A 25,153-nucleotide genomic window follows, 5' to 3' on the forward strand; every position below is an offset into this window, starting at 1 on the left:
TTCATGGGAGCCGCAAAGCCGACAGCCGTCGCACCTCAGGGAGCACTTTCATGGCCTCGTTGCCAACGCCCGTCCCGTCCACCGACTCCGCCGGCCGGACCCGAGCCGACGCCCTCCGTGAAGCCCTGGCCACCCGTGTGGTCGTGGCCGACGGTGCGATGGGCACGATGCTCCAGGCGCAGGACCCGACCCTGGAGGATTTCCAGGACCTCGAGGGCTGCAACGAGGTCCTGAACGTCACCCGTCCCGACATCGTGCGCTCGGTCCACGAGGAGTACTTCGCCGTCGGCGTCGACTGTGTCGAGACGAACACGTTCGGCGCAAACCTCGCGGCCCTGGGGGAGTACGACATCCCCGAACGCGTCTTCGAGCTCTCCGAGGCCGGCGCGCGCATCGCCCGCGAGGTCGCCGACGAGTTCACCACGAGCACCGGGCAGCAGCGCTGGGTCCTCGGCTCGATGGGCCCCGGCACCAAGCTGCCCACCCTCGGCCACGCCGCGTACACCGCCCTGCGCGACGCCTACCAGCAGAACGCCGAGGGCATGATCGCGGGCGGCGCCGACGCGCTCCTCGTCGAGACCACGCAGGACCTGCTCCAGACCAAGGCCTCGATCATCGGCGCCCGCCGCGCCCTCGACGCCACCGGCGCGAACCTCCCGCTGATCTGCTCGGTCACGGTCGAGACCACCGGCACGATGCTGCTCGGCTCCGAGATCGGCGCGGCGCTGACCGCCCTGGAGCCCCTCGGCATCGACATGATCGGCCTGAACTGCGCCACCGGCCCGGCCGAGATGAGCGAGCACCTGCGCTACCTCGCCCGCCACTCCCGCATCCCGCTGTCCTGCATGCCCAACGCCGGCCTGCCCGTCCTCGGCAAGAACGGCGCGCACTACCCGCTGACCGCTCCCGAGCTGGCCGACGCCCAGGAGACGTTCGTCCGCGAGTACGGGCTCTCGCTCGTCGGCGGCTGCTGCGGCACCACCCCGGAGCACCTGCGCCAGGTCGTCGAGCGCGTCCGCGGCCTGACGCCCGCCGTCCGCGAGCCGCGCCCCGAGCCGGGCGCCGCCTCGCTCTACCAGACGGTCCCGTTCCGCCAGGACATCTCGTACATGGCGATCGGGGAGCGGACGAACGCGAACGGTTCGAAGAAGTTCCGTGAGGCGATGCTGGACGGCCGCTGGGACGACTGTGTGGAGATGGCCCGGGACCAGATCCGCGAGGGCGCGCACATGCTCGACCTCTGTGTCGACTATGTGGGCCGTGACGGCGTGGCCGACATGGAGGAGCTGGCGGGCCGCTTCGCGACCGCGTCCACGCTGCCGATCGTTCTGGACTCGACCGAGGTCGAGGTCCTGCGGGCGGGCCTGGAGAAGCTCGGCGGTCGTGCGGTCATCAACTCGGTGAACTACGAGGACGGTGACGGTCCCGAGTCCCGTTTCGCGAAGGTGACCCGGCTCGCGCAGGAGCACGGTGCGGCGCTGATCGCGCTGACGATCGACGAGGAGGGTCAGGCCCGCACCGTCGAGCACAAGGTCGCCATCGCCGAGCGTCTGATCGACGACCTGACCGGCAACTGGGGCATCCATGAGTCGGACATCCTCATCGACTGCCTGACCTTCACGATCTGCACCGGTCAGGAGGAGTCGCGCAAGGACGGCATCGCGACCATCGAGGCGATCCGGGAGCTGAAGAAGCGCCACCCGGACGTGCAGACCACGCTCGGCCTGTCGAACATCTCCTTCGGTCTCAATCCGGCTGCCCGTATCCTCCTGAACTCGGTGTTCCTGGACGAGTGCGTGAAGGCGGGCCTGGACTCGGCGATCGTGCACGCGTCGAAGATCCTGCCGATCGCGCGGTTCGACGACGAGCAGGTCACCACCGCCCTTGATCTGATCTACGACCGTCGCGCGGAGGGCTACGACCCGCTGCAGAAGCTGATGGCGCTGTTCGAGGGCGCCACCGCGAAGTCCCTCAAGGCCGGCAAGGCCGAGGAGCTGGCCGCGCTGCCGCTGGACGAGCGGCTCAAGCGGCGCATCATCGACGGTGAGAAGAACGGTCTGGAGGCCGACCTCGACGAGGCGCTGGAGTCCCGTCCGGCGTTGGACATCGTCAACGAGACGCTCCTGGACGGTATGAAGGTCGTCGGCGAGCTGTTCGGCTCCGGTCAGATGCAGCTGCCGTTCGTCCTCCAGTCGGCCGAGGTCATGAAGAACGCGGTGGCTTATCTGGAGCCGCACATGGAGAAGTCCGACGCGGAGGGCAAGGGCACCATCGTGCTGGCCACGGTGCGTGGTGACGTCCATGACATCGGCAAGAACCTCGTCGACATCATCTTGTCGAACAACGGCTACAACGTCGTCAACCTCGGTATCAAGCAGCCCGTCTCCGCGATCCTGGAGGCCGCCGAGGAGCACAAGGCCGACGTCATCGGCATGTCCGGGCTGCTGGTCAAGTCGACGGTGATCATGAAGGAGAACCTGGAGGAGCTCAACCAGCGCAAGCTGGCGGCCGACTTCCCCGTGATCCTCGGCGGCGCGGCGCTGACCCGCGCTTATGTGGAGCAGGACCTTCACGAGATCTACGAGGGTGAAGTCCGTTATGCCCGTGACGCGTTCGAGGGGCTGCGTCTGATGGACGCGCTCATCGCCGTCAAGCGGGGTGTCCCGGGCGCGACACTGCCGGAGCTGAAGCAGCGCCGGGTGAGGGCGGGCAGTGTGGAGATCGAGGAGCGGCCCGAAGAGGGGCCCGCACGGTCCGACACGGCCACGGACAACCCGGTCCCGGAGCCGCCCTTCTGGGGCACCCGTGTCGTCAAGGGCATCCAGCTCAAGGAGTACGCGTCCTGGCTCGACGAGGGCGCCCTGTTCAAGGGGCAGTGGGGCCTCAAGCAGGCGCGCACCGGTGACGGGCCCACGTACGAGGAGCTGGTGGAGACCGAGGGCCGTCCCCGCCTGCGCGGCTGGCTGGACGAACTGCACACCAAGAGCCTCCTGGAAGCGGCCGTGGTCTACGGCTACTTCCCGTGTGTCTCCAAGGGCGAGGACCTGATCATCCTCGACGACCAGGGCAATGAGCGCACCCGCTTCACGTTCCCGCGCCAGCGCCGCGGCCGTCGCCTGTGTCTCGCGGACTTCTTCCGTCCCGAGGAGTCGGGCGAGACCGATGTCGTCGGCCTCCAGGTCGTCACCGTCGGCTCGCGGATCGGCGAGGAGACCGCCAAGCTCTTCGAGTCGAACTCGTACCGCGACTACCTCGAACTGCACGGTCTGTCCGTCCAGTTGGCCGAGGCGCTCGCCGAGTACTGGCACGCACGCGTCCGCTCCGAGCTGGGCTTCTCCGGCGAGGACCCCTCCGAGATGGAGGACATGTTCGCGCTGAAGTACCGCGGTGCCCGCTTCTCGCTCGGCTACGGAGCGTGCCCGGACCTCGAGGACCGCGCCAAGATCGCTCAGCTCCTGGAGCCCGAGCGCATCGGTGTCCAGCTCTCCGAGGAGTTCCAGCTCCACCCGGAGCAGTCCACCGACGCGATCGTCATCCACCACCCGGAGGCGAAGTACTTCAACGCCCGCTAGCGCGGTGGCGCGGCGCGGCGGGTGGTCCTGGAGTCGCCATCGCGCGCATTGATCCGTACGAGACGTACACTGGTCGGTCCAGTGCAGGCCGGTTGCCTTCCCGTCAAAAGGAGGCAGCCGGCCTTCTCGTCCCTCACGGAGGTGTGCCCGTATGACCAGTACGGTCCCCGCTCTCGGTACCCGAACGGCCGAAGGCTCCGCCCTGCAGGCTGTGCTCCTCGACATGGACGGCACTCTGGTGGACACCGAAGGCTTCTGGTGGGACGCCGAGGTCGCCGTCTTCGGCTCGCTGGGGCACGCGCTCGACGATGCGTGGCGCGAAGTCGTCGTCGGCGGCCCCATGACCCGCAGTGCCGGTTTCCTCATCGAGGCGACCGGTGCGGACATCACGCTCCCCGAGCTGACCGTGCTGCTCAACGACGGATTCGAGGAGCGCATCAGCAGCGTCCTGCCGCTCATGCCGGGCGCCGCGCGGCTGCTCGCCGAACTCGCCGCCCACGAGGTGCCCATGGCCCTCGTGTCCGCCTCCCACCGGCGCATCATCGACCGGGTCCTGACCTCGATCGGTCCCGAGCACTTCGCGCTCACCGTCGCAGGTGACGAGGTCGAGCGGACGAAGCCGTACCCCGACCCGTATCTGCTCGCGGCCGCCGGTCTCGGTGCGGATCCGGCCAGATGTGCCGTCATCGAGGACACCGCGACCGGTGTCGCCGCCGCCGAGGCGGCCGGCTGCCATGTGGTCGCCGTACCCTCCGTCGCGCCGATCGCACCCGCCTACCGACGTACCGTCGTCCCCTCGCTCGAACACGTCAACCTGCCTTTCCTGCATGGCCTGATGGGCCACTGAACCTTCGGTAACGCCGCCCACGCATGGCCGAAATGCAGTGTCCATCAACCCAGTTGAGCGTGTGACGTTTCCCACTCGGTGTGGGGTCGACAGGTATGCGGACCTGTGCTGCGGCCCCACCCCTCACTCCACCCCGAGTGACCTTGTGTCCCGATTGGTCGGACCCTGAGCCGAAGAGACCCCTGTGGGGTTATCGGTGTGTCCACGCCCGGTTTCGCAGCGTGATGAAGGCGCGGCTCCGGCCCCTTCGGGACCCTTCGGCGTGCGCACTAATCTCGTGGCGAGAACATCGCCGTAACCCCCTCGTGTCCCGTCGACACCACCCCCGTTGCCGGGCCCACGGGATCGACAGCTCTGGAGAACTTCGAGCATGAACCGCAAGACCTTGGTGTTGCCGGCCGTCATCGGCCTGCTCGCGCCTGTGCTCGCCGCCTGCGGCGGGTCCGACAGCGGGGACAAGGGCGGCAACCCGATCGCCGTCGGTACCACCGACCGGTTCGTCGCCTCGAAGGCTGTCCCGGCCCCGTTCGACCCCGCGTACGCCTACGACGCGGGCTCCTGGAACGTGCTGCGCCAGACCATCCAGACCTTGATGGCGATGCCGCGCGGCGGCGGCGAGCCGGTGCCCGAGGCCGCCCAGACCTGCGGCTTCACCGACACCGGCAACGAGCGCTTCTCCTGCACCCTGCGCAAGGGCCTCGCGTTCGCCGACGGCACCCCCGTCACCGCCTCGGACGTGAAGTTCTCCATCGACCGTGTGCTCGGCATCAAGAGCGACAGCGGCTCCTCCGCGCTGCTCTCCAGCATCGACACGATCGAGACCAAGGGCCGCAACGAGGTCATCTTCCACCTGAAGAGCCCCGACGCCACCTTCCCGTACAAGCTGGCCACACCCACCGCCGGCATCGTCGACCCCGACGACTACACGAGGGGGAAGCTGCGCAACGGCTTCTCGGTCGACGGATCCGGCCCGTACACCCTCGACGCCCAGGTCAAGAACAACACCCTCGTCAAGGCCGTCTTCACCAAGAACCCCCACTACAAGGGGCAGTTGGAGCCGAAGAACGACAAGGTGGAGCTGGTCTCCTTCGCGGATGCCGACGCCATGGGCAAGGCCCTCGAAAAGGGCGACGTCGACATGATGACGCGCACCATGTCGCCGGAGCAGATCAAGCAGCTCTCGGACAACCCGAGCAAGAACATCAACCTGGTCGAGATGCCGGGCATGGAGATCCGCTACCTCGGATTCAACACCAGCGCCCCCGTGGTCAAGAGCAAGGCCGTCCGCCAGGCCATGGCCCAGGTCGTCGACCGCGGCCAGCTCACGGCCGACGTCTACGGCACCTCCGCCGAACCGCTCTACTCGCTCGTGCCCGCCGGCATCACCGGCCACACGAACTCGTTCTTCAACAAGTACAGCGAGCCGAGCCGCTCCAAGGCCGCCTCGATCCTTTCCCGGGCCGACATCACCACGCCGGTGAAGCTGACCCTGCACTACACGACCGACCACTACGGCTCCGCCACCAAGCGGGAGTTCGAGGTGCTCAAGCAGCAGCTCAACTCCAGCGGCCTGTTCAAGGTCGACATCAAGGGCGACGCCTGGGACACCTTCCGCGCCTCTGAGCTCAAGGGCAAGTACGACGTCTACGGCCTCGGCTGGTTCCCCGACTTCCCCGACGCGGACAACTTCATCGCGCCGTTCCTCGACAAGGACAACTTCCTCGCGTCCCCGTACGCGAACAGCACGATCCGGGACCAGCTCATCCCCGAGTCCCGTCGTGAGGCCGACCGGCTGACCGCCTCCAAGAGCCTCACGAGCATCCAGAACATCGTCGCCGACGACGTGCCGGTCCTCCCGCTCTGGCAGGGCAAGCAGTACGTCGCCGCCCGCGACGACATCACCGGAGTCGAGTGGGCGCTGAGCTCCTCCTCGATCCTTCAGCTCTGGGAGCTCGGCCGCGGAGTGAGCGGCTGATCCCAGCGCGAGCCGGCCTTCCCGTCAAGGGGCGGCCGGCTCGCCCGACTTCCGCACCACTGACGACAAGGCACGTACGTGAGAATGCGCAACCAGTGGCTGGTCCTGCCCCTCGGGACGGGACTCACCGCGGCCCTGCTGGCCGGCTGCGGCACCGACCAGGGCGATGCCGCCGGGAAGGGCGGAGCCGTGGTCATGGGAATGTCCGACGACATCCAGGCCACCGATCCGGCGTCCGGCTACGACCCGGGGTCGTGGCTGCTGTTCAACAACGTGTTCCAGTCGCTCCTGAGCTTCCCCAAGGGCAGCACGGAGCCGGAACCCGAAGCCGCCAAGGAGTGCTCCTTCACGGACTCCGGCACCCGCGTCTACTCCTGCACCCTGCGCGACGGCCTCACCTTCAGCAACGGCCACAAGCTCACCTCGAAGGACGTCAAGTTCTCCTTCGACCGCATGATGCACATCGGTGACGACGCCGGCCCGGCGATCATGTTCCCCATGCTCGACAAGGTCGAGACGCCGAACGCCAAGACGGTCGTCTTCAAGCTGAAGCACGCGGACGCCACCTTCCCCAGCAAGATCGCGTCCGGCGCCGGATCCATCGTCGACCACACCTCCTACTCCATGGACGGCCTGCGCACGGACGGCAAGGCGGTCGGCTCCGGCCCCTACAAGCTGGACTCCTTCGACAAGAAGAAGGCCGTCTTCTCGGTCAACCCGGACTACAAGGGCACCGCGAAGGTCCAGAACTCCGGCATGACCATCAAGTTCTTCCACGGCGACCAGGCGGGCCTGAAGAAGGCCCTCGTCGGCGGCGACATCGACCTCGCCTACCGCGGACTTGCCGCCAAGGATATCGCCGGCATCGAGAACTCCACCTCGACGAGCAACACCATGGACGTCGTCGAGGGCACCAGCGCCGAGGTCCAGCACCTGGTCTTCAACATGAAGGACCCCGTCGCCGGACGCCTGTCCGTGCGGAAGGCCATGGCCTACCTGATCGACCGGGACGCCCTGGTCGACGACGTCTACCAGGACACCGCCACCCCGCTGTACTCGATCATCCCGGCGGGTATCAGCGGCCACAACACGGCCTTCTTCGACACCTACGGCGCTCACCCCTCGCCCGCCAAGGCCCGCGCCGCGCTGCGTGCCGACGGCATCACCGGCAAGGTGAAGATCACCCTCTGGTCGACGCCCTCGCGCTACGGCCCCGCCACCGACCAGGAACTCGCGGCTGTCGCCAAGCAGCTCAACGCGAGCGGCCTGTTCGAAGCCGACATGAAGTCCATCGAGTTCGGCCAGTACGAGAAGGACATCAAGACCGGCAAGTACGGCGTGTACGTGAAGGGCTGGGTCCCGGACTACCCGGACCCCGACAACTTCACCCAGCCGTTCTTCGGCCCCGGCAACGTGCTCGGGAACAACTACACCAACAGCACCATCACCGGGAAGATCATCCCGGAGACCGGGGCGCAGAGCGACCGCGCCTCCACCGACCGGGACTTCGAGCAGCTCCAGAACATCGTCGCCGACGAGCTGCCGGTCCTGCCCGTCTGGCAGGCCAAGCAGTACGCCGTCGTCCGCGACAGCGTCTACGGCCTGGAGTCGTGCCTCGACGCGTCGACCGTGTTCCGCTTCTGGGAGATCAGCAAGGGCACTGCGTAGACGCGTCGGTGGCCGCCTCCCCTCGCGGGAGGCGGCCACCGGCCTGTTCTGTCGGACGCTCGCTTCTACTGCGCGCCGGGACGCACCAGACCGCTCTCGTACGCGTACACCGCCGCCTGCACGCGGTCGCGCAGCCCCAACTTGGTCAGCACATGGCCGACATGGGTCTTCACCGTCGTCTCACTGACGAACAGATCCGCCGCGATCTCCGCGTTCGACAGGCCGCGGGCCACGAGCTTGAGGACCTCGACCTCACGCTCGGTCAGCGTGTGCAGTGTGTCGGGCACCGGCTCGTCGCCGGACGGCAGATGGTCCGCGTACTTGTCGAGAAGCCGCCGCGTGATGCTCGGCGCGAGCATCGCCTCGCCCGCCGCGACCACCCGGATCGCCTGCACCAGCTCATTGGCCGGAGCGTCCTTCAGCAGGAAGCCACTGGCGCCGGCACGCAGCGCCTCCACCACGTACTCGTCGAGGTCGAACGTCGTCAGGACGAGCACCTTCGCCGGACCGTCCCGGCCGGGGCCGGTGATCTGCCGGGTCGCCTCGACACCGTCCATCCGCGGCATACGGATGTCCATCAACACCACATCGGGCTGCAGGGCACGGACCTGGTCGAGCGCCTGCAGGCCGTCTCCGGCCTCGCCGACGACCGCGATGTCCTGCTCGGCCTCCAGAATCATCCGGAACCCGGTACGGAGCAGCGGCTGGTCGTCGACCAGTAGGACGCGGATCGCCACGTAACTCTCCTTAGGTAGTCCGGGCCCATTCTGCCCTGCTAGCTGCTCTCCGATCCGGGCACCCCGATCTGAAGCGGATACGGCGGGGGAGTCCCGCCGAACTCCGGGCAAACCGCCTGATGGTCGCACCAACCGCACAGCTTCGTCGGGCGCGGCCGCCACTCGCCCGTCTCCGTGGCCAGCTGGATCGCCTCCCACAGCGCGTGCAGCTTGCGCTCCACCCGCTCCAGGTCCGCCACCACCGGGTCGTACGTCAGCACATCACCGCTGCCCAGATAGACCAGCTGGAGCCGCCGCGGCACGACCCCCTTCAGGCGCCACACCACCAGCGCGTAGAACTTCATCTGGAAGAGCGCGCCCTCCGCGTACTCGGGGCGCGGGGCCTTGCCCGTCTTGTAGTCGACGATGCGGACCTCGCCCGTCGGTGCCACGTCGACCCGGTCGATGATGCCGCGCAGCTTCAGGCCCGAGTCCAGCTGGGCCTCGACGAACAGCTCCCGCTCGGCGGGCTCCAGACGCGTGGGGTCCTCCAGCGTGAACCAGCGCTCGACGAGCTGCTCGGCCTCGCCGAGCCAGCGCGCCATCCGCTCGCCCTCGCCGTCGTCCGCGAACAGCTCGGCCAGCTCCGGCTTCACCTCGCGCAGCCGGTCCCACTGGCCGGGAATGAGCGCCTTGGCCCGCGGGGCCGTCCGCTCTCCCGCCGGAGCGTCGAACAGTCTCTCCAGCACGGCGTGCACCAGCGTGCCGCGCGTCGCCGCCTCGCTCGGCTTCTCGGGCAGCTTGTCGATCACCCGGAACCGGTAGAGCAACGGGCACTGCATGAAGTCGCTCGCGCGCGACGGCGAGAGCGACGCGGGGCGAGCGGCCGCGGAGGCCCCTTCGGTGCTGGTTTCCATGTCGACAGACCTTACGGGCAGCCACTGACAGTCAGGTACGAATGCGTCACGGACGTCCTGGGAAGCGGGGCCCTGCGGCGCCGCAGGGGAGTCGACGAGGGCCACGCCACACCGGACGCATACCATCGACGGCAGACCCCCTCGCCCTGCATGATCGTGCAACGGCAGGAGCGAGGGATTTCTGACGAGGGGACCGAGGGATCACCGTGGACGACAGCGGCCGGCCGCAGCCCGGCAGCGGCACGACGGACGACCACCGGGCCGCCCGCCCCGGCCCCACGCCCCCGGTGCCCCCGACACCCGTGAACGGCGCGGCCCGGGCGAACTCCGAGCCGCACGCGCCGCGGGACCCGGAAGAGCCCCCGCACACGGAACACCCCGACCCCGCCGCCCCTGCCGACGGCGAGGACGCCGCCCCGGCCGACCGGAGCGAGACCTCCGACAGCGCGCCTGACACCGCACCCGGCCCGGACCCGTTCACCGGGCCCGCCTCCGCCGACGGCGACGACAGGCGCCCTGCCGACCCCGAGCCCCCCGCCCGCACCCCGGCGACCAGCGGCCGCCGCCCCACCAAGGCACCCGAGCCCCGAGGCGGGCTGCTCATGGGCCGCCCCTTCGGCGTCCCCGTCTACGTCGCGCCCAGCTGGTTCCTCGTCGCCGCCCTCATCACCTGGGTCTTCGGCGGCCAGCTCGACCACGTCCTGCCCGAACTCGGTGCCGCCCGCTACCTCGTCTCCCTCTTCTTCGCGGTCGCGTTCTACGCCTCCGTACTCGTGCACGAACTCGCGCACACCGTCGTCGCGCTCCGCTACAAGCTGCCGGTGCGCCGCATCCAGCTGCAGTTCTTCGGCGGCGTGTCCGAGATCGAGAAGGAGTCCGAGACACCGGGACGCGAGTTCGTGCTCGCCTTCGTCGGACCGCTGCTCTCCCTCGTCCTGGCCGGCGTCTTCTACCTCGGCATGCTCGCCGTGGAACCCGGCACCGTGCCCGGCGTCCTGCTCGCGGGACTGATGATCTCCAACCTCATCGTCGCCGCGTTCAACCTGCTGCCCGGCCTGCCCCTCGACGGCGGCCGCATGCTCCGCGCGATCGTCTGGAAGATCACCGGCAAGCCCATGAGCGGCACCGTCGCCGCCGCCTGGGTCGGCCGCGCCCTCGCCGTCACCGTCCTCATCGGACTGCCCCTGCTCACCCAGTCCGGAGCCCTCGGCGAAGGCGCCGCGGACGTCAGCGGCATGGACACCGTCACCGACGCCCTGCTCGCCGCCATCCTCGCCGCGATCATCTGGACCGGTGCCGGCAACAGCCTGCGCATGGCCCGCCTGCGCGAACATCTCCCGGAACTGCGGGCCCGCACCCTGACCCGCCGCGCCGTCCCCGTGGAGAGCGCCACCCCTCTCTCCGAGGCCCTGCGCCGCGCCAACGAGGCGGGCGCCCGCGCCCTCGTCATCGTCGACGCCGACGGAGAGCCCAGGTCCCTCGTCCGCGAGGCCGCCATCGTCGGCGTACCGGAACACCGCCGCCCCTGGGTCGCGGTGAGCGGCCTCGCCCAGGACCTCACCGACGGCATGCGCATCTCCGCGGAACTCGCCGGCGAGGAACTCCTCGACACCCTCCGCGCCACCCCCGCCACCGAGTACCTCGTCGTCGAGGAGAGCGGCGCCATCTACGGCGTCCTGTCCGCCGCCGACGTGGAGCGCGCCTTCGTCAAGGCCATGGCCCGACCCTCCTGACCGGGGCCGCACCCCCGCGCCCCTGGTCCGCGGGCCCCTCACGGACCGGTAGGCTGGTCACATGTCCGAACCGACCGGTGCCGCCCGCCGACGCGGGCCCTTCAAGGTCGGGGACCAGGTACAGCTGACCGACCCCAAGGGCCGCCACTACACGTTCACGCTCGAGGCCGGGAAGAACTTCCACACCCACAAGGGTTCCTTCCCGCACGACGAGCTGATCGGCGCTCCCGAGGGCAGCGTTGTCCGCACCACCGGAAACGTCGCCTACCTCGCGCTGCGCCCCCTGCTCCCCGACTACGTCCTGTCCATGCCCCGCGGCGCCGCCGTGGTCTACCCCAAGGACGCGGGGCAGATCCTGGCCTTCGCCGACATCTTCCCGGGCGCACGCGTCGTCGAGGCAGGCGTCGGCTCCGGCTCGCTGAGCAGCTTCCTGCTGCGCGCCATCGGCGACGAGGGCATGCTGCACTCCTACGAGCGCCGCGAGGACTTCGCCGAGATCGCCACGCAGAACGTGGAGCGCTACTTCGGCGGCTCCCACCCCGCGTGGCAGCTCACCGTCGGGGACCTCCAGGACAATCTGAGCGACGTCGACGTGGACCGCGTCATCCTCGACATGCTCGCCCCCTGGGAGTGCCTGGATGTCGTCTCCAAGGCCCTCGTTCCCGGCGGCATCCTCTGCTGCTACGTCGCCACCACCACCCAGCTCGCGCGGACCGTCGAGTCCATCCGCGAGATCGGCTGCTTCAACGAGCCGACCTCCTGGGAGTCGATGATCCGTAACTGGCACGTCGAGGGCCTGGCCGTCCGCCCGGACCACCGCATGATCGGCCACACCGGCTTCCTCCTCACCGCCCGCCGCCTCGCGGACGGCGTCGAGCCGCCCATGCGCCGCCGCCGCCCCGCCAAGGGCGCGTACGGCGAGGACTACTCGGGCCCGAACGCGGACGGCGGCAACGCCGGACGCTGACCCGAGCATCCGACACAACGCAAAGGCGCCGCCGCCGAGTTCCCCGCACACCCGGGGAACTCGGCGGCGGCGCCCGTTCGTTGAGGGGCGGCGCGCACGATACGGCAAGGACAGGTGAGGAAGCTGAGAATCAGCGGACCCTGACGTTCCCCCGCAGTGTGAGGTATGGCACGATGCTGGCCACCCCCACCGGCACAGCCCTCACAGGAGACACTCCTAGTGCAGCACCCCGCCGTCCCGGAACTGGCGCACACCACCACCCGCCCCATCCACTGGCTCGCGACCGCCGCGGCCGTATCGGCCGTCGTCGCGGTCTCCTCGTTCCTGCAGCCCGGCGCGGCCACCGCGGCCCAGCCGGCAACGCAGTCCGTCTCCACCAGAACCACCGCCGCACCGCCCGACCCGGCCGCCGTCCACTTCCCGCTCGAGTGCGGCCCCGCCAAGATCCTCGTGGTGAAGAAGGCCACCGGGGACCTCGACGGTGACGGCAGGCCGGAAACCGTCGCCGTGGTCCGCTGCGACGCCGGCTCCGGCACCCCGCCGAACGGCGTCTACGTCCTCACCCAACCCCATGAGGCCAACGCCGACCCGCGCATCGTCGCCACCCTCGTCGACCCGAAGGACCGGCTCACCGCCGACGACGTGGCGGTACGCGACAAGGCCGTCACCGCCACGCTCCTCGGCTACTCCAGCGCCGCCGTCCCCAGTTGCTGCCCCGACACCGAGGACAAGGCCAAGTGGCAGTGGAAGGGCAACGCGTTCGTACGCTCCACCCCCGCACAGGCCCGCAGCGTCTGACGCGCACCATACGAAAGGGGCCCGTGCCCGCCGGGAACGGCGGCACGGGCCCCTTTCGTTGGCCTTCCCCTACGTCGAGTGACGCCCGGAGACCTCGCGGTCACTCCGCGTCAGGGCCGTAGACCTCCACCCTGTCCGAAACGCGACGTACATGAATGCAGTCGCCCGGGCACTCCTTCGCGGAGTCCACGACGTCGTTCAACAGCGGCAGCGGCACCGGGGTGGTGGCCCCCTGCGCCTGCAACAGCTCGTCCTCCGCGCCCTTCACATAGGCCAGTCCGTCGATGTCCAGCTCGAAGACCTCCGGCGCGTACTGCACGCAGATCCCGTCGCCGGTGCAGAGGTCCTGATCGATCCACACCTCAAGGGCGACACCGCTGTCGATGCCGGATCCGGCCTCCTGCTGCACGCTCATATCTCCTGCCGTTTCCTGCCTCGAACCGCCCCGCGTACCGGCAAGTCGGGCCAGCTCCGACGGGTGTTGAACACTTCGACCCTACAACCGCCCGCTTTCCGATGTTGTTGGGTGGGTATTCCCCTGGCGTGAGGGAGAGCGCAAGGGTGAAGATCGGACACACCCCCTTCGTCTTTGTGATCTAGGGGTTTCAATCGACACCCACCCAGGTAGGGTCTGGAAGCGTCCAGCTCCCCTTGGAGGAGGTGAGGACCGTGGCAGCCCACGACGACGACATGAACCGCGGCATCCGCCCGGGAAGAGGGTCCGACGACCCCGCCGGTCAGATTGCCTATCTTGAGCAGGAGATCGCCGTCCTGCGACGTAAGCTCGCCGACTCTCCGCGTCATACGAGGATTCTCGAAGAGCGGATCGTCGAGCTGCAGACCAACCTGGCCGGCGTGTCCGCACAGAACGAGCGGCTTGCCAACACGCTCAGGGAGGCCCGCGACCAGATCGTGGCCCTCAAGGAGGAAGTCGACCGGCTCGCACAGCCGCCGGCCGGCTTCGGAGTCTTCCTCGTGGCGAACGAGGACGGTACCGCCGACATCTTCACCGGCGGCCGCAAGCTCCGGGTGAACGTGAGCCCCAGCGTGGAGCTCGAAGAGCTCAGGCGCGGCCAGGAAGTGATGCTCAACGAAGCGCTCAACGTGGTCGAGGCCATGGAGTACGAGAGCGTCGGCGACATCGTCACCCTCAAGGAGATCCTCGAGGACGGCGAGCGCGCCCTGGTGGTGGGTCACACCGACGAAGAACGCGTGGTCCGGCTCGCCGAACCGCTCCTCGACATCAACATCCGCCCCGGCGACGCCCTCCTGCTCGAACCCCGATCCGGCTATGTCTACGAAGTCGTACCCAAGAGCGAAGTCGAAGAGCTCGTCCTCGAAGAGGTCCCGGACATCGGCTACGAGCAGATCGGCGGTCTGGGCAACCAGATCGAACTGATCCGCGACGCGGTCGAGCTTCCCTACCTCTACCCGGACCTGTTCAAGGAGCACGAGCTGCGGCCGCCCAAGGGCGTCCTGCTCTACGGACCTCCCGGCTGCGGCAAGACCCTGATCGCCAAGGCAGTGGCCAACTCCCTTGCCAAGAAGGTCGCGGAAGTGACCGGACAGGCCACGGGCAAGAGCTTCTTCCTCAACATCAAGGGTCCCGAACTGCTCAACAAGTACGTCGGCGAGACCGAGCGGCAGATCCGCCTCGTCTTCCAGCGTGCGCGTGAGAAGGCCAGTGAGGGCACGCCCGTCATCGTCTTCTTCGACGAGATGGAGTCCCTCTTCCGCACCCGCGGATCCGGCGTCAGCTCGGACGTGGAGAACACCATCGTCCCCCAGCTGCTCGCCGAGATCGACGGCGTGGAGGGCCTGGAGAACGTGGTCGTGATCGGCGCCTCCAACCGTGAGGACATGATCGACCCCGCGATCCTGCGTCCCGGACGACTCGACGTGAAGATCAAGATCGAGCGCCCGGACGCCGAAGCGGCCAAGGACATCTTCGCCAAGTACCTGACCGCCCGCCTCCCGCTGCACTCCGACGACCTCGGAGAGCATGGCGGCGACCGCGCCAGCACGGTCCACGGAATGATCCAGACCGCCGTGGAGCAGATGTACGCGGAAAGCGAGGAGAACCGCTTCCTCGAGGTCACGTACGCCAACGGCGACAAGGAAGTCCTGTACTTCAAGGACTTCAACTCGGGCGCCATGATCGAGAACATCGTCGGACGCGCCAAGAAGGCGGCCATCAAGGCCTTCCTCGAACACGACCAGAAGGGCCTCAGGGTCTCCCACCTCCTCCAGGCTTGCGTGGACGAGTTCAAGGAGAACGAGGACCTGCCGAACACCACCAACCCGGACGACTGGGCTCGCATCTCCGGTAAGAAGGGCGAACGGATCGTTTACATCCGTACGCTCGTCACCGGAAAGCAGGGCGCGGACACCGGCCGCTCCATCGACACGGTGGCGAACACCGGGCAGTACCTGTAAAAGGCAGGGCGGCTGCGGGTGCCTCTACCGGGTACCCGCAGCCGACTGTTTTCCAGGCAACAATTCCGGCCGACCTTCCGGTTTCTCGGCAGCGGCCGACTCGCAGGCACAGCGACAGCAATGACGGTAATGATCTCCCCACCAGCGCATAGGCGTTCTAGGCTCTTCGGTACCGCCGAGTCGCGCAGCGCGGGGACGGGCACCGCACGCGCACTGGAGAACCAGCGGTACTTGAGCGCCGCCCCCGAACGGGGGCGCCGCCGGGCAAGGAGGGCCGCATGACCGTACGGCGAGTAATGGGCATCGAGACGGAGTACGGGATCTCCGTGCCCGGCCACCCCAACGCCAATGCCATGCTCACCTCATCCCAGATCGTCAACGCCTATGCGGCGGCGATGCACCGGGCGCGACGCGCTCGCTGGGACTTCGAGGAGGAGAATCCGCTGCGCGACGCGCGAGGCTTCGACCTCGCCCGTGAGGTCGCCGACTCCAGCCAGCTCACCGACGAGGACATCGGCCTGGCCAATGTCATCCTCACCAACGGTGCCCGCCTGTACGTCGACCACGCACACCCCGAATACAGCGCCCCCGAGGTCACCAACCCGCGGGACGCCGTCCTGTGGGACAAGGCCGGCGAGCGCATCATGGCCGAGGCCGCCGAGCGCGCCGCCCAGCTCCCCGGCGCCCAGCCGATCCACCTCTACAAGAACAACACCGACAACAAGGGCGCCTCCTACGGCACGCACGAGAACTACCTGATGAAGCGGGAGACCCCCTTCTCGGACATCGTGCGCCACCTGACGCCCTTCTTCGTCTCCCGCCAGGTCGTCACCGGTGCGGGCCGCGTCGGCATCGGCCAGGACGGCCACGAGCACGGCTTCCAGCTCAGCCAGCGCGCGGACTACTTCGAGGTCGAGGTCGGCCTGGAGACGACCCTCAAGCGCCCCATCATCAACACCAGGGACGAGCCGCACGCCGACGCGGAGAAGTACCGCCGCCTGCACGTGATCATCGGCGACGCGAACCTCTCGGAGATCTCGACCTATCTCAAGCTGGGCACGACGGCCCTGGTCCTCTCCATGATCGAGGACGGCTTCATCGCTGTCGACCTGGCCGTGGACCAGCCCGTACGCACCCTCCACCAGGTCTCCCACGACCCCGGCCTGCAACACCTGATCACCCTCCGCAGCGGCCGCACGCTCACCGCGGTGCAGCTCCAGATGGAGTACTTCGAGCTGGCCAGGAAGTACGTCGAGGAGCGCTACGGTGCGGACGCCGACGAGCAGACCAAGGACGTCCTGACCCGCTGGGAGGACGTGCTCGGCCGCCTGGAGACCGACCCGATGAGCCTGGCCGGAGAGCTCGACTGGGTCGCCAAGCGGCAGCTCATGGAGGGCTACCGCCGCCGCGACAACCTCGACTGGGACGCCGCCAGGCTCCACCTCGTCGACCTCCAGTACGCCGACGTGAGGGCCGAGAAGGGCCTGTACAACCGTCTCGTGGCCCGCGGCCGGATGAAGCGGCTCCTGGACGAGCCGGAGGTCGAGAGGGCCCGTACGAAGCCGCCGGAGGACACCAGGGCGTACTTCCGCGGGCGCTGCCTGGAGCAGTACGCGGACGACGTCGCCGCGGCCTCCTGGGACTCGGTGATCTTCGATCTCCCCGGCCGTGACTCCCTGCAGCGGGTCCCAACCCTCGAACCCCTTCGCGGAACGCGTAATCACGTGAAGGAGCTGCTCGACCGGTGCCGCACGGCCGAAGATCTGGTCCGGGTGCTGTCCGGAGGCTGAAAAGCCGGCGGCAGGGGAATCACATGGGTGGGCCTCGCACGTTGGACGAAGTGCGGGGCCGATGTCGGACCCGGCTTGTAGGGTCTGATCAAGAACGTCGAACCGAGCGGGGTGAGGTAGATGGCGACCAAGGACACCGGCGGCGGACAGCAGAAGGCGACGCGCTCCACCGAGGAGGTCGAGGAGCAGGCGCAGGACGCGCAGGCTTCCGAGGACCTCAAGGAACGCCAGGAGAAGCTGAGCGACGACGTGGACTCCGTGCTGGACGAGATCGATGATGTCCTCGAGGAGAACGCCGAGGACTTCGTGCGGAGCTTCGTTCAAAAGGGTGGCGAGTAGCTCGTTCCACCTTTGATCTGAAGGTGGCGTGGCCGGGGTGCCGGGGGCGGGCAGGCCGTCGACCGAAGCCGTCCCAAGCACCCGGCCACTGATGTGGATCACCGCCGTCCGGCGGGTAGGGTCCCTGACGTACTGTGCTTCAACTGCAATTCGGCCATCGGCAAGTTGGGATGTTCATCCTGACGTCCTCCGTCGCGCCGCCGCCTACGTGGAAGGAATCGCGTGGAAGCCAACACTCGTAGCACCGGGCGTCTACCAGCTGCCTTCCTGACGCCCGGGTCGTCGTCCTTCGTGGACTTTCTGGCCGTGCACCAGCCTGAAATCCTGCCCGGGAACCGCGAGTTGCCGGTGAAGGGTGCGATCGAGGCGCCGCACGGCACGACGATCGTGTCCATCACGTTCCCCGGCGGTGTGGTCCTCGCCGGTGACCGCCGGGCCACCATGGGCAACATGATCGCTCAGCGCGACATCGAGAAGGTCTTTCCGGCGGACGAGTACTCGGCGGTGGGCATCGCCGGTACGGCCGGTCTGGCCGTGGAGATGGTGAAGCTCTTCCAGCTGGAGCTGGAGCACTTCGAGAAGGTGGAAGGCGCCCAGCTGTCGCTGGAGGGCAAGGCGAACCGGCTCTCGACCATGATCCGGTCGAACCTCGGCATGGCCATGCAGGGCCTCGCCGTGGTGCCGCTGTTCGCGGGGTACGACGTGGACCGCGGCAAGGGCCGCATCTTCTCGTACGACGTCACGGGCGGGCGGAGCGAGGAGCACGGGTACGCGGCGACGGGTTCCGGGTCGATCTTCGCGCGTGGCGCCATGAAGAAGCTCTACCGCGACGATCTGACGGAGGCCGAGGCCACGACGCTCGTCGTGCAGGCGCTCTACGACGCGGCGGACGACGACTCGGCGACCGGTGGTCCCGATGTGGCGCGCCGGATCTACCCGATCGTCACCGTGATCACGGACGACGGGTTCCGCAGGCTCACCGACGAGGAGGGTGCGCAGATCGCCCGTTCCATCCTCGAGCGCCGGCTGGAGCAGCCCGACGGCCCGCGGGCCGCGCTTCTCTGACCGGTGTGTATCCGTCATGCCCGAAGCGCCATTCGCCCGAGACTTGAGTCACTGAGTCACTGACAGAAAGGGACGGACAGCCGGTGTCGACGCCGTTCTATGTCTCACCCCAGCAGGCCATGGCCGACCGGGCGGAGTACGCCCGCAAGGGCATCGCCCGCGGTCGCAGCCTGGTTGTGCTGCAGTACGCCGATGGCATCGTGTTCGTCGGCGAGAACCCGTCCCGCGCGCTGCACAAGTTCAGCGAGATCTACGACCGGATCGGCTTCGCCGCCGCCGGTAAGTACAACGAGTACGAGAACCTGCGGATCGGCGGTGTGCGCTACGCCGACCTGCGGGGTTACACCTACGACCGCGACGATGTGACCGCGCGTGGCCTGGCGAATGTGTACGCGCAGACGCTGGGCACGATCTTCTCGAGCAGCGCCGAGAAGCCGTACGAGGTGGAGCTGGTGGTCGCCGAGGTCGGGTCCGAGCCCGAGGGTGACCAGATCTACCGCCTTCCGCACGACGGCTCGATCGTCGACGAGCACGGCTCGGTCGCGGTCGGGGGTAACGCGGAGCAGATCAGCACCTATCTGGATCAGCGCCACCGGGACGGGATGACTCTCGCGGAGGCGCTGAAGCTGGCGGTGCAGGCGCTGTCGCGGGACACCAACGGCAGTGAGCGGGAGATCCCCGCGGAGCGGCTCGAGGTGGCGGTTCTCGACCGCACGCGCCCGCAGCAGCGGAAGTTCAAGCGCATTGTGGGGCCGCAGTTGTCGCGGCTGCTCGAGGCCGGCGCGGCGACGTCCGCCGAGCCCGTGGAGAGCAGTGACGCGGAGTCCGAAGACGAGGAGTGAGCAGGGTTTCCTGCACGTGTGCGGCGCCCCGATCGCAGTAGCGGTCGGGGCGCCGTTCGTCGTATCAGCCGGCGGGCGCGGCCGTGGAGCCGCGGACGACCAACTCGACGGGGAGCGCGGCGGTTTCCGGAGCGCGACCGTCCAGGACGGCGAGGAGCGCGGCCATGCCTCGCTCGCCGAAGAGCTCCGCGGGGAGCCGGACGGTGGTGAGTTCGGGCTCGACGGCGGTGGCGAGGGCGAGGTCGTCGAAGCCGGTGACGGAGAGGTCGTCGGGGATGCGCAGGCCCAGTCTGCGGGCGGCCTTGTAGGCGCCGGTGGCGAGTTTGTCGTCGTCGCAGACGATGGCGGTGGGGCGGGGGCCGGGGGCGGTGAGCGCGGCCTGTGCGGCGGTGCGGGCTGCCTCGACCGTCAGGTGTGAGTGCACGGTGCGGACGTGAGTTCCGGGGACGCGGGAGATGCGGCCGGCGAGTTCGTGGGCGCGTACGTCGAAGGTCCAGGAGGGCACGGCGGACGCGAGGTGCAGGAACCGGCGGTGGCCGAGGGCGAGCAGATGGTCCGTCACCTGGCGCATTCCGTCGGCGATGTCGAGGTTGACGGTGGCGGCTCCGGTGGCGGCTCCGGTGGCGGCCGTGTCGTCGGGGTCGCTGTCGAGCATGACGAGGGGCAGTCCGCCACCGCGGATGGCGGTGACGGCGTCGGAGGCCATGGAGGAGGCGAGTACGCCGTCGAGGGCCGCGCGCGCGGAGTCGAAGGGGTCGCGGGCGGGGCCGATGCCTTCGGGGGAGGGGTAGAGCACGACGCCGAAGCCGTGCTCGGCCGCGACGCGGGCGGCGCCGGTGTACACGCCGGCGAAGAACTCGTTGGTGAGGGCGGGGACCACGAGGAGGGCGGTGCGGGTGCGGCCGAGGCGCAGGTTGCGGGCGGCGAGGTTGGGGCGGTAGCCGAGGTCGCGGGCGGCGGCGCGGACGCGTTCGGCGGTGGCCTCGGCCACGCGGCCGCGCCATTTGTCGCCGAGCACGAGGGAGACGGCGGCCTGGGAGACCCCGGCGGCGCGGGCGACGTCGCGGCTGGTGGGGCGCGCCGGGGCCGTCTCGTCTGACCCGGTCGTCACTCATGCCTCCGTGGGGTGCGCGGCGGGGCCTTTCGGGTGGACCCCTGGCCTGCGGACATGGTACGTATGACCCTCGAAGTTATACGTAAAACCTATGCGCCTCGGGGCGGCGAGAGGGCGGGCGATGGCCGCGGGATATACGGAGATCCTCAAGGCGCGGCACGCGTCGCGGCTGCTGGTGGGCACCCTGGTGGGGCGGCTGCCGAACGCGACGGCCGCCATCGCGATCGTGCTGTTCGTCCGCGCGGAGGGCGGCACGTACAGCCTGGCCGGGGCACTCGCCGCGGTGTACGGCGTCGCCAACGCGGTGGGCCAGCCGCTGCTCGGCCGGCTCGTGGACCTGCGAGGGCAGCCGGGAGTGCAGTTCCCCGCGGCCCTGGCGTCGGCACTCGCCATGACCGTCTTCGCCTTCGCCGGGACCGGATCACCGGCGCTCGCCTACGTCGCGGTGGCCGCGGCCGGACTGTTCACGCCGCCGCTGGAGGGCGGACTGCGCGCGCTGTGGCCGAATGTGCTGCCGCGCGAGGATCAGGTCCACACCGCGTACGCGATGGACGCCGTGGCGCAGGAAGTCATGTTCACCGTCGGGCCGCTGCTCGTCACCGTGTGCGTCTCCCTGTGGTCGGCGCAGGCCGCGCTCGTCGTCCTGAACGTCGTCGGCGTGCTCGGCGCGCTCTCGGTGGTGGTGTCGCAGCCTTCGCGTGCGTGGCGCTCGGCGCCGCGTGAGGCGCACTGGCTGGGCGCCCTGCGCTCGCCGGGACTCCTCGCTCTCCTCGGTGCGTTCCTGTTCATCGGGACGGCGCTGGGCTCGATCACGGTGGCGGGTGTCTCGTACGCGGACGGGCACGGCGGTGATGTGACCTACGGCTGGCTGATGGCGGCGCTCGGGCTGGGCGCGCTGGTCGGTGGCTCCGTGTACGGGGCGCGGCAGTGGGCCGGAGCCCCCGAGCGGCGGCTGCCCCGGCTGGTGGCCCTGCTGGCCCTGTTCTACGTGCCGCTGGTGCTCATGCCGGGCGTCGTGGCCATGACGGCGCTGACGGCCCTCGCGGGTGTGTTCCTCGCCCCGTCGATCGCGTGCGCGTTCATCATCGTGGACCGGCACGCGCCGCGGGGCACGGTGACGGAGGCGTTCTCGTGGCTCGTGACGACGTTCACGGTGGGTACGTCGGTCGGAACCGCCGTGGCCGGACCGGTCGTCGAGTGGGGCGGCACGGTGTGGGGCTTCGCCGTTCCCGGAGCCGCTGGCGTGGCCGCGCTGCTCGTGCTCCTCGCCACCGGACGGGTCCTCGCAGCTCCCCGTGGCGCCGGGCGTGTCGCGGGCTCATCGGAAAATGATCGAAACGGTGCTGTCGAACCCGGTTTCAGTACAGGGCATCAGGCGTAATGTTCACTCATGGACCGCCGCATTTTCGGGCTGGAGAACGAGTACGGCGTCACATGTACGTTTAGGGGACAGCGCCGCCTGTCTCCTGACGAGGTGGCGCGGTACCTCTTCCGCCGTGTCGTGTCATGGGGCCGCAGCAGCAATGTCTTTCTGCGGAACGGCGCCCGCCTCTATCTCGATGTCGGGTCACATCCGGAATACGCAACTCCCGAATGTGACAACGTGACCGAGTTGGTCACGCACGACAAAGCGGGCGAGCGCATTCTGGAAGGCCTGCTCGTCGACGCCGAACGCCGCCTGCACGAGGAGGGAATCGCGGGCGACGTCTATCTCTTCAAGAACAACACCGACTCGGCGGGAAACTCCTACGGCTGCCACGAGAACTATCTGGTGGCCCGTCACGGGGAGTTCTCGCGACTCGCGGACATCCTCATTCCGTTCCTGGTCACACGGCAACTGCTGTGCGGCGCGGGCAAGGTGCTGCAGACTCCACGCGGTGCCGTGTACTGCGTGAGCCAGCGTGCCGAGCACATCTGGGAGGGCGTGTCCTCCGCGACCACGCGTTCCCGCCCCATCATCAACACCCGCGACGAACCGCACGCGGACGCCGAGCGCTACCGGCGCCTGCACGTCATCGTCGGCGACTCGAACATGTCCGAGACGACGATGCTCCTCAAGGTGGGCGCGACCGACCTCGTGCTCCGCATGATCGAGGCGGGCACGGTCATGCGTGACCTCACACTGGAGAACCCGATCCGGGCCATCCGCGAGGTCAGCCACGACATCACCGGCCGGCGCAAGGTGCGTCTGGCCAGCGGCCGCGAGGCATCCGCCCTCGAGGTGCAGCGCGAGTACTACGAGAAGGCCGTGGACTTCTGCGAGCGCCGCGGGATCCGCACCGGCACCGTCGAGCAGGTCCTCGAACTGTGGGGCCGCGTTCTCGACTCGATCGAGGCCGAGGACCTCGACCGGATCGGCACCGAGATCGACTGGGTGATGAAGTACAAGCTCATCGAGCGGTACCGGGCCAAGCACAACATGACCATGTCGCATCCGCGGGTCGCGCAGATAGATCTCGCGTATCACGACATCCACCGCCGCAGGGGCCTCTACTACCTTCTGGAGAGGAAGGGACAGGCGGCCCGCATCTGCAACGACCTCAAGATCTTCGAGGGCAAGTCGGTGCCGCCGCAGACGACGCGCGCGAGGCTGCGGGGCGACTTCATCCGCAGGGCCCAGGAACAGCGTCGTGACTTCACGGTCGACTGGGTGCACCTGAAGCTGAACGACCAGGCGCAGCGGACGGTGCTGTGCAAGGACCCCTTCCGGTCGGTGGACGACCGGGTGGAGAAGCTGATCGCCGGAATGTAGGACGACCGGCTCACCGTCGGCCAAAGGCCCCGTACACGATCCGTGTACGGGGCCTTTGCTGTGCGTGCGGTACCCCGGGCAAGGGACGCGAGGGCCTACAGTGGCTGAACCGTACTCATGTAACCCGCAACCTGAGGATCACTGTGCGACGCCGACTTGCTGCTCTGCTCATCGTCCCGGCTCTGGCGCTGACCGCGACGGCGTGCGGGGGTGATGACAACAAGAAGAGCGACACGGACAAGGCGGATTCGGCGTCCTCCTCGCCCCAGGCCGAGGCGGCCGCGCCCAAGCCCGTCGACTCGGCCTCGCCCATGCCGGAGATCAGCGGCGCTGTCGGCAAGCAGGCGACGATCACCGTGCCGAAGGCCCAGCCGAGCGGCAAGTTCGTCGTGCACACGCTGTCGCAGGGTGACGGTGCCGTGGTCAAGAAGGACGACCTGGTGTCGATGAACTTCACCGGCAAGGTCTGGAAGAGCGGCAAGGACCTCGGCAGCTCCTACCAGGCGGGCGGCAGCCCGCAGCTGATCACCGCGGGTTCGAAGTCGGTCATCCCGGCGTTCTCGGACGCCCTGGTCGGCCAGAAGGAGGGCAGCCGCGTCCTCGTCGTGGCGCCGCCCGCCGCCGGCTTCGGCAGCCAGGGCAACCAGCAGGCGGGCGTCACCGGCACCGACACGCTGGTCTTCGCGATCGACGTCGGCAAGATCACCCCGAAGATGGTGACGGGCACGCAGGCGTCCATCCCGTCGGACCTGCCGCAGATCAAGGCCGACAAGCCGGAGCCCGCGACGATCTCCGTGCCGAAGAACGACCCGCCGAAGAAGCTGGTCGACAAGGTCCTGATCCAGGGCAAGGGCGCCGAGGTCAAGAGCGGCAAGACGGTCACCATGCAGTACAGCGGTGCCGCCTGGAAGATCAACGAGGGCAAGCCGAAGGCGACGCTCTTCGACTCGTCGTGGAACACCGGCCAGCCCTTCACCACGGTGATCGGCCAGGGACAGGTCATCCCGGGCTGGGACAAGGGTCTCGTCGGCAAGCACGTGGGCGACCGCGTCCTCCTGGTGATCCCCGCCGACCAGGCGTACGGCAAGGAGGCCAAGGGCGACACGCTCCCGGCCAACTCGACGCTCGTGTTCGTCGTCGACATCCTGGCCACGTCCTGACCCTGCGGGATGCAAGACTGTCCGGGTTGCCCAACCGTTTAGCAGCAGGAGCAAGAGACGTGAGCATCGAGAAGCCCGAGATCGACTTCCCCGAGGGCCAGCCGCCGGCTGACCTGGAGATCAAGGAGATCTGGGAGGGTGACGGCGCCGTCGCCAAGCCCGGCGACTACGTCAAGGTCCACTACGTGGGCGTGGCCTTCTCCACCGGCGAGGAGTTCGACGCCTCCTGGAACCGCGGCAACCCGCTGGAGTTCCAGCTCGGCGCCGGCCAGGTCATCACCGGCTGGGACAAGGGCATCCAGGGCATGAAGGTCGGCGGTCGCCGCCGGCTGACCATCCCCGCCCACCTCGCCTACGGCGAGCGTGGCGCCGGCGGCGGCGTGATCGCCCCCGGCGAGACGCTGATCTTCGTCTGCGACCTGATCGGCGTCTGATCGTCATCGACGCGGTCGCCGTCTGATC

The 25,153-nt window shown here is 68.7% G+C and carries 20 protein-coding genes and 1 pseudogene; 17 read left to right on the plus strand and 4 right to left on the minus strand.

Going from position 1 to position 25,153, the window contains the following annotated elements; translation table 11 throughout:
- Positions 1-50: 50 nt before the first annotated feature.
- The 4 genes from metH to ACZ67T_RS14475 all read left to right on the plus strand — a co-directional run bounded on the left by metH (position 51) and on the right by ACZ67T_RS14475 (position 8,062).
- Entirely contained in the window at positions 51-3,572 is a 3,522-nt protein-coding gene (gene metH / locus ACZ67T_RS14460; RefSeq protein WP_469984061.1) for a methionine synthase, read from the plus strand.
- A 151-nt stretch (positions 3,573-3,723) separates the two neighbouring features.
- Entirely contained in the window at positions 3,724-4,419 is a 696-nt protein-coding gene (locus tag ACZ67T_RS14465; protein WP_469984062.1) for an HAD family hydrolase, read from the plus strand.
- A 370-nt stretch (positions 4,420-4,789) separates the two neighbouring features.
- Positions 4,790-6,394: an ABC transporter substrate-binding protein gene (locus ACZ67T_RS14470; RefSeq protein ID WP_469984063.1), complete on the plus strand. Its 1,605-nt coding sequence runs from the start codon at positions 4,790-4,792 to the stop codon at positions 6,392-6,394.
- A 78-nt stretch (positions 6,395-6,472) separates the two neighbouring features.
- Positions 6,473-8,062: an ABC transporter substrate-binding protein gene (locus tag ACZ67T_RS14475; RefSeq protein WP_469984065.1), complete on the plus strand. Its 1,590-nt coding sequence runs from the start codon at positions 6,473-6,475 to the stop codon at positions 8,060-8,062.
- Between the two features lie 65 nt (positions 8,063-8,127).
- On the opposite strand, the gene ACZ67T_RS14480 is transcribed toward ACZ67T_RS14475, so the two are convergent.
- Together ACZ67T_RS14480 and ACZ67T_RS14485 are read right to left on the minus strand one after the other, a co-directional pair.
- The gene (locus ACZ67T_RS14480) at positions 8,128-8,799 is read right to left on the minus strand and encodes a response regulator (RefSeq protein ID WP_018535046.1); all 672 of its coding nucleotides are present in this window, start codon (positions 8,797-8,799) and stop codon (positions 8,128-8,130) included.
- 38 nt (positions 8,800-8,837) lie between these two features.
- On the minus strand, positions 8,838-9,695 hold the full coding sequence (locus ACZ67T_RS14485; RefSeq protein WP_469984066.1) for a RecB family exonuclease: 858 nt from the start codon (positions 9,693-9,695) through the stop codon (positions 8,838-8,840).
- Between the two features lie 206 nt (positions 9,696-9,901).
- On the opposite strand from ACZ67T_RS14485, the gene ACZ67T_RS14490 reads away from it, so the two are divergent.
- The 3 genes from ACZ67T_RS14490 (at position 9,902) to ACZ67T_RS14500 (ending at position 13,193) form a co-directional block, all read left to right on the plus strand.
- The gene (locus ACZ67T_RS14490; protein ID WP_469984068.1) at positions 9,902-11,428 is read left to right on the plus strand and encodes a site-2 protease family protein; all 1,527 of its coding nucleotides are present in this window, start codon (positions 9,902-9,904) and stop codon (positions 11,426-11,428) included.
- A 61-nt stretch (positions 11,429-11,489) separates the two neighbouring features.
- Positions 11,490-12,395 (plus strand): tRNA (adenine-N1)-methyltransferase, encoded by a 906-nt coding sequence (locus ACZ67T_RS14495; RefSeq protein WP_469984069.1) that lies wholly within the window; start codon positions 11,490-11,492, stop codon positions 12,393-12,395.
- Positions 12,396-12,614: 219 nt separating this feature from the next.
- Positions 12,615-13,193, plus strand: coding sequence for a hypothetical protein (locus ACZ67T_RS14500; RefSeq protein WP_469984071.1), 579 nt, complete (start codon positions 12,615-12,617; stop codon positions 13,191-13,193).
- Positions 13,194-13,293: 100 nt separating this feature from the next.
- On the opposite strand, the gene ACZ67T_RS14505 is transcribed toward ACZ67T_RS14500, so the two are convergent.
- Entirely contained in the window at positions 13,294-13,608 is a 315-nt protein-coding gene (locus ACZ67T_RS14505) for a ferredoxin (RefSeq protein WP_227293762.1), read from the minus strand.
- Between the two features lie 254 nt (positions 13,609-13,862).
- Here ACZ67T_RS14505 and arc point away from each other — a divergent pair, with 254 nt between their 5' ends.
- From arc to prcA, 6 genes and pseudogenes are all read left to right on the plus strand, one after another.
- Positions 13,863-15,629: a proteasome ATPase gene (gene arc / locus ACZ67T_RS14510; protein ID WP_469984072.1), complete on the plus strand. Its 1,767-nt coding sequence runs from the start codon at positions 13,863-13,865 to the stop codon at positions 15,627-15,629.
- 278 nt (positions 15,630-15,907) lie between these two features.
- The gene (dop, locus tag ACZ67T_RS14515; protein ID WP_469984073.1) at positions 15,908-17,419 is read left to right on the plus strand and encodes a depupylase/deamidase Dop; all 1,512 of its coding nucleotides are present in this window, start codon (positions 15,908-15,910) and stop codon (positions 17,417-17,419) included.
- A gap of 120 nt (positions 17,420-17,539) precedes the next feature.
- Positions 17,540-17,758: a ubiquitin-like protein Pup gene (locus tag ACZ67T_RS14520; RefSeq protein ID WP_011027899.1), complete on the plus strand. Its 219-nt coding sequence runs from the start codon at positions 17,540-17,542 to the stop codon at positions 17,756-17,758.
- Positions 17,759-17,833: 75 nt separating this feature from the next.
- Positions 17,834-18,029: pseudogene (locus ACZ67T_RS14525) on the plus strand (endonuclease domain-containing protein); the annotation flags it as partial.
- A complete protein-coding gene (gene prcB / locus ACZ67T_RS14530) occupies positions 17,981-18,823 on the plus strand; it encodes a proteasome subunit beta (RefSeq protein ID WP_469984074.1) in 843 nt (280 codons plus the stop codon). The pseudogene ACZ67T_RS14525 and the gene prcB, both read left to right, overlap by 49 nt.
- 83 nt (positions 18,824-18,906) lie before the next feature.
- Entirely contained in the window at positions 18,907-19,665 is a 759-nt protein-coding gene (gene prcA, locus ACZ67T_RS14535; RefSeq protein ID WP_453774125.1) for a proteasome subunit alpha, read from the plus strand.
- 64 nt (positions 19,666-19,729) lie between these two features.
- Here prcA and ACZ67T_RS14540 read toward each other — a convergent pair whose 3' ends face one another.
- The gene (locus ACZ67T_RS14540; protein ID WP_469984075.1) at positions 19,730-20,776 is read right to left on the minus strand and encodes a LacI family DNA-binding transcriptional regulator; all 1,047 of its coding nucleotides are present in this window, start codon (positions 20,774-20,776) and stop codon (positions 19,730-19,732) included.
- Between the two features lie 124 nt (positions 20,777-20,900).
- Between ACZ67T_RS14540 and ACZ67T_RS14545 the strand changes: the two genes are divergently transcribed.
- From ACZ67T_RS14545 to ACZ67T_RS14560, 4 genes are all read left to right on the plus strand, one after another.
- Positions 20,901-22,160 (plus strand): MFS transporter, encoded by a 1,260-nt coding sequence (locus ACZ67T_RS14545; RefSeq protein ID WP_469984077.1) that lies wholly within the window; start codon positions 20,901-20,903, stop codon positions 22,158-22,160.
- 9 nt (positions 22,161-22,169) lie between these two features.
- Positions 22,170-23,531 carry a Pup--protein ligase gene (pafA, locus tag ACZ67T_RS14550; RefSeq protein ID WP_030606492.1) on the plus strand — a complete coding sequence of 454 codons (1,362 nt, stop codon included), beginning with the start codon at positions 22,170-22,172 and terminating at the stop codon, positions 23,529-23,531.
- Positions 23,532-23,674: 143 nt separating this feature from the next.
- Positions 23,675-24,691, plus strand: coding sequence for an FKBP-type peptidyl-prolyl cis-trans isomerase (locus ACZ67T_RS14555; protein ID WP_469984079.1), 1,017 nt, complete (start codon positions 23,675-23,677; stop codon positions 24,689-24,691).
- A gap of 59 nt (positions 24,692-24,750) precedes the next feature.
- Positions 24,751-25,125: an FKBP-type peptidyl-prolyl cis-trans isomerase gene (locus tag ACZ67T_RS14560; RefSeq protein WP_116503132.1), complete on the plus strand. Its 375-nt coding sequence runs from the start codon at positions 24,751-24,753 to the stop codon at positions 25,123-25,125.
- Positions 25,126-25,153 lie beyond the last annotated feature (28 nt).

It is taken from the genome of Streptomyces sp. NPDC107517, assembly GCF_055582645.1.

Bases quoted from the DNA above. Each gene is read 5' to 3' on its own strand.
- metH (WP_469984061.1), top strand. From the start codon at position 51: ATGGCCTCGTTGCCAACGCCCGTCCCGTCCACCGACTCCGCCGGCCGG.
- ACZ67T_RS14465 (WP_469984062.1), top strand. From the start codon at position 3,724: ATGACCAGTACGGTCCCCGCTCTCGGTACCCGAACGGCCGAAGGCTCC.
- ACZ67T_RS14470 (WP_469984063.1), top strand. From the start codon at position 4,790: ATGAACCGCAAGACCTTGGTGTTGCCGGCCGTCATCGGCCTGCTCGCG.
- ACZ67T_RS14485 (WP_469984066.1), bottom strand. From the start codon at position 9,695: ATGGAAACCAGCACCGAAGGGGCCTCCGCGGCCGCTCGCCCCGCGTCG.
- ACZ67T_RS14495 (WP_469984069.1), top strand. From the start codon at position 11,490: ATGTCCGAACCGACCGGTGCCGCCCGCCGACGCGGGCCCTTCAAGGTC.
- ACZ67T_RS14505 (WP_227293762.1), bottom strand. From the start codon at position 13,608: ATGAGCGTGCAGCAGGAGGCCGGATCCGGCATCGACAGCGGTGTCGCC.
- dop (WP_469984073.1), top strand. From the start codon at position 15,908: ATGACCGTACGGCGAGTAATGGGCATCGAGACGGAGTACGGGATCTCC.
- ACZ67T_RS14520 (WP_011027899.1), top strand. From the start codon at position 17,540: ATGGCGACCAAGGACACCGGCGGCGGACAGCAGAAGGCGACGCGCTCC.
- ACZ67T_RS14545 (WP_469984077.1), top strand. From the start codon at position 20,901: ATGGCCGCGGGATATACGGAGATCCTCAAGGCGCGGCACGCGTCGCGG.
- pafA (WP_030606492.1), top strand. From the start codon at position 22,170: ATGGACCGCCGCATTTTCGGGCTGGAGAACGAGTACGGCGTCACATGT.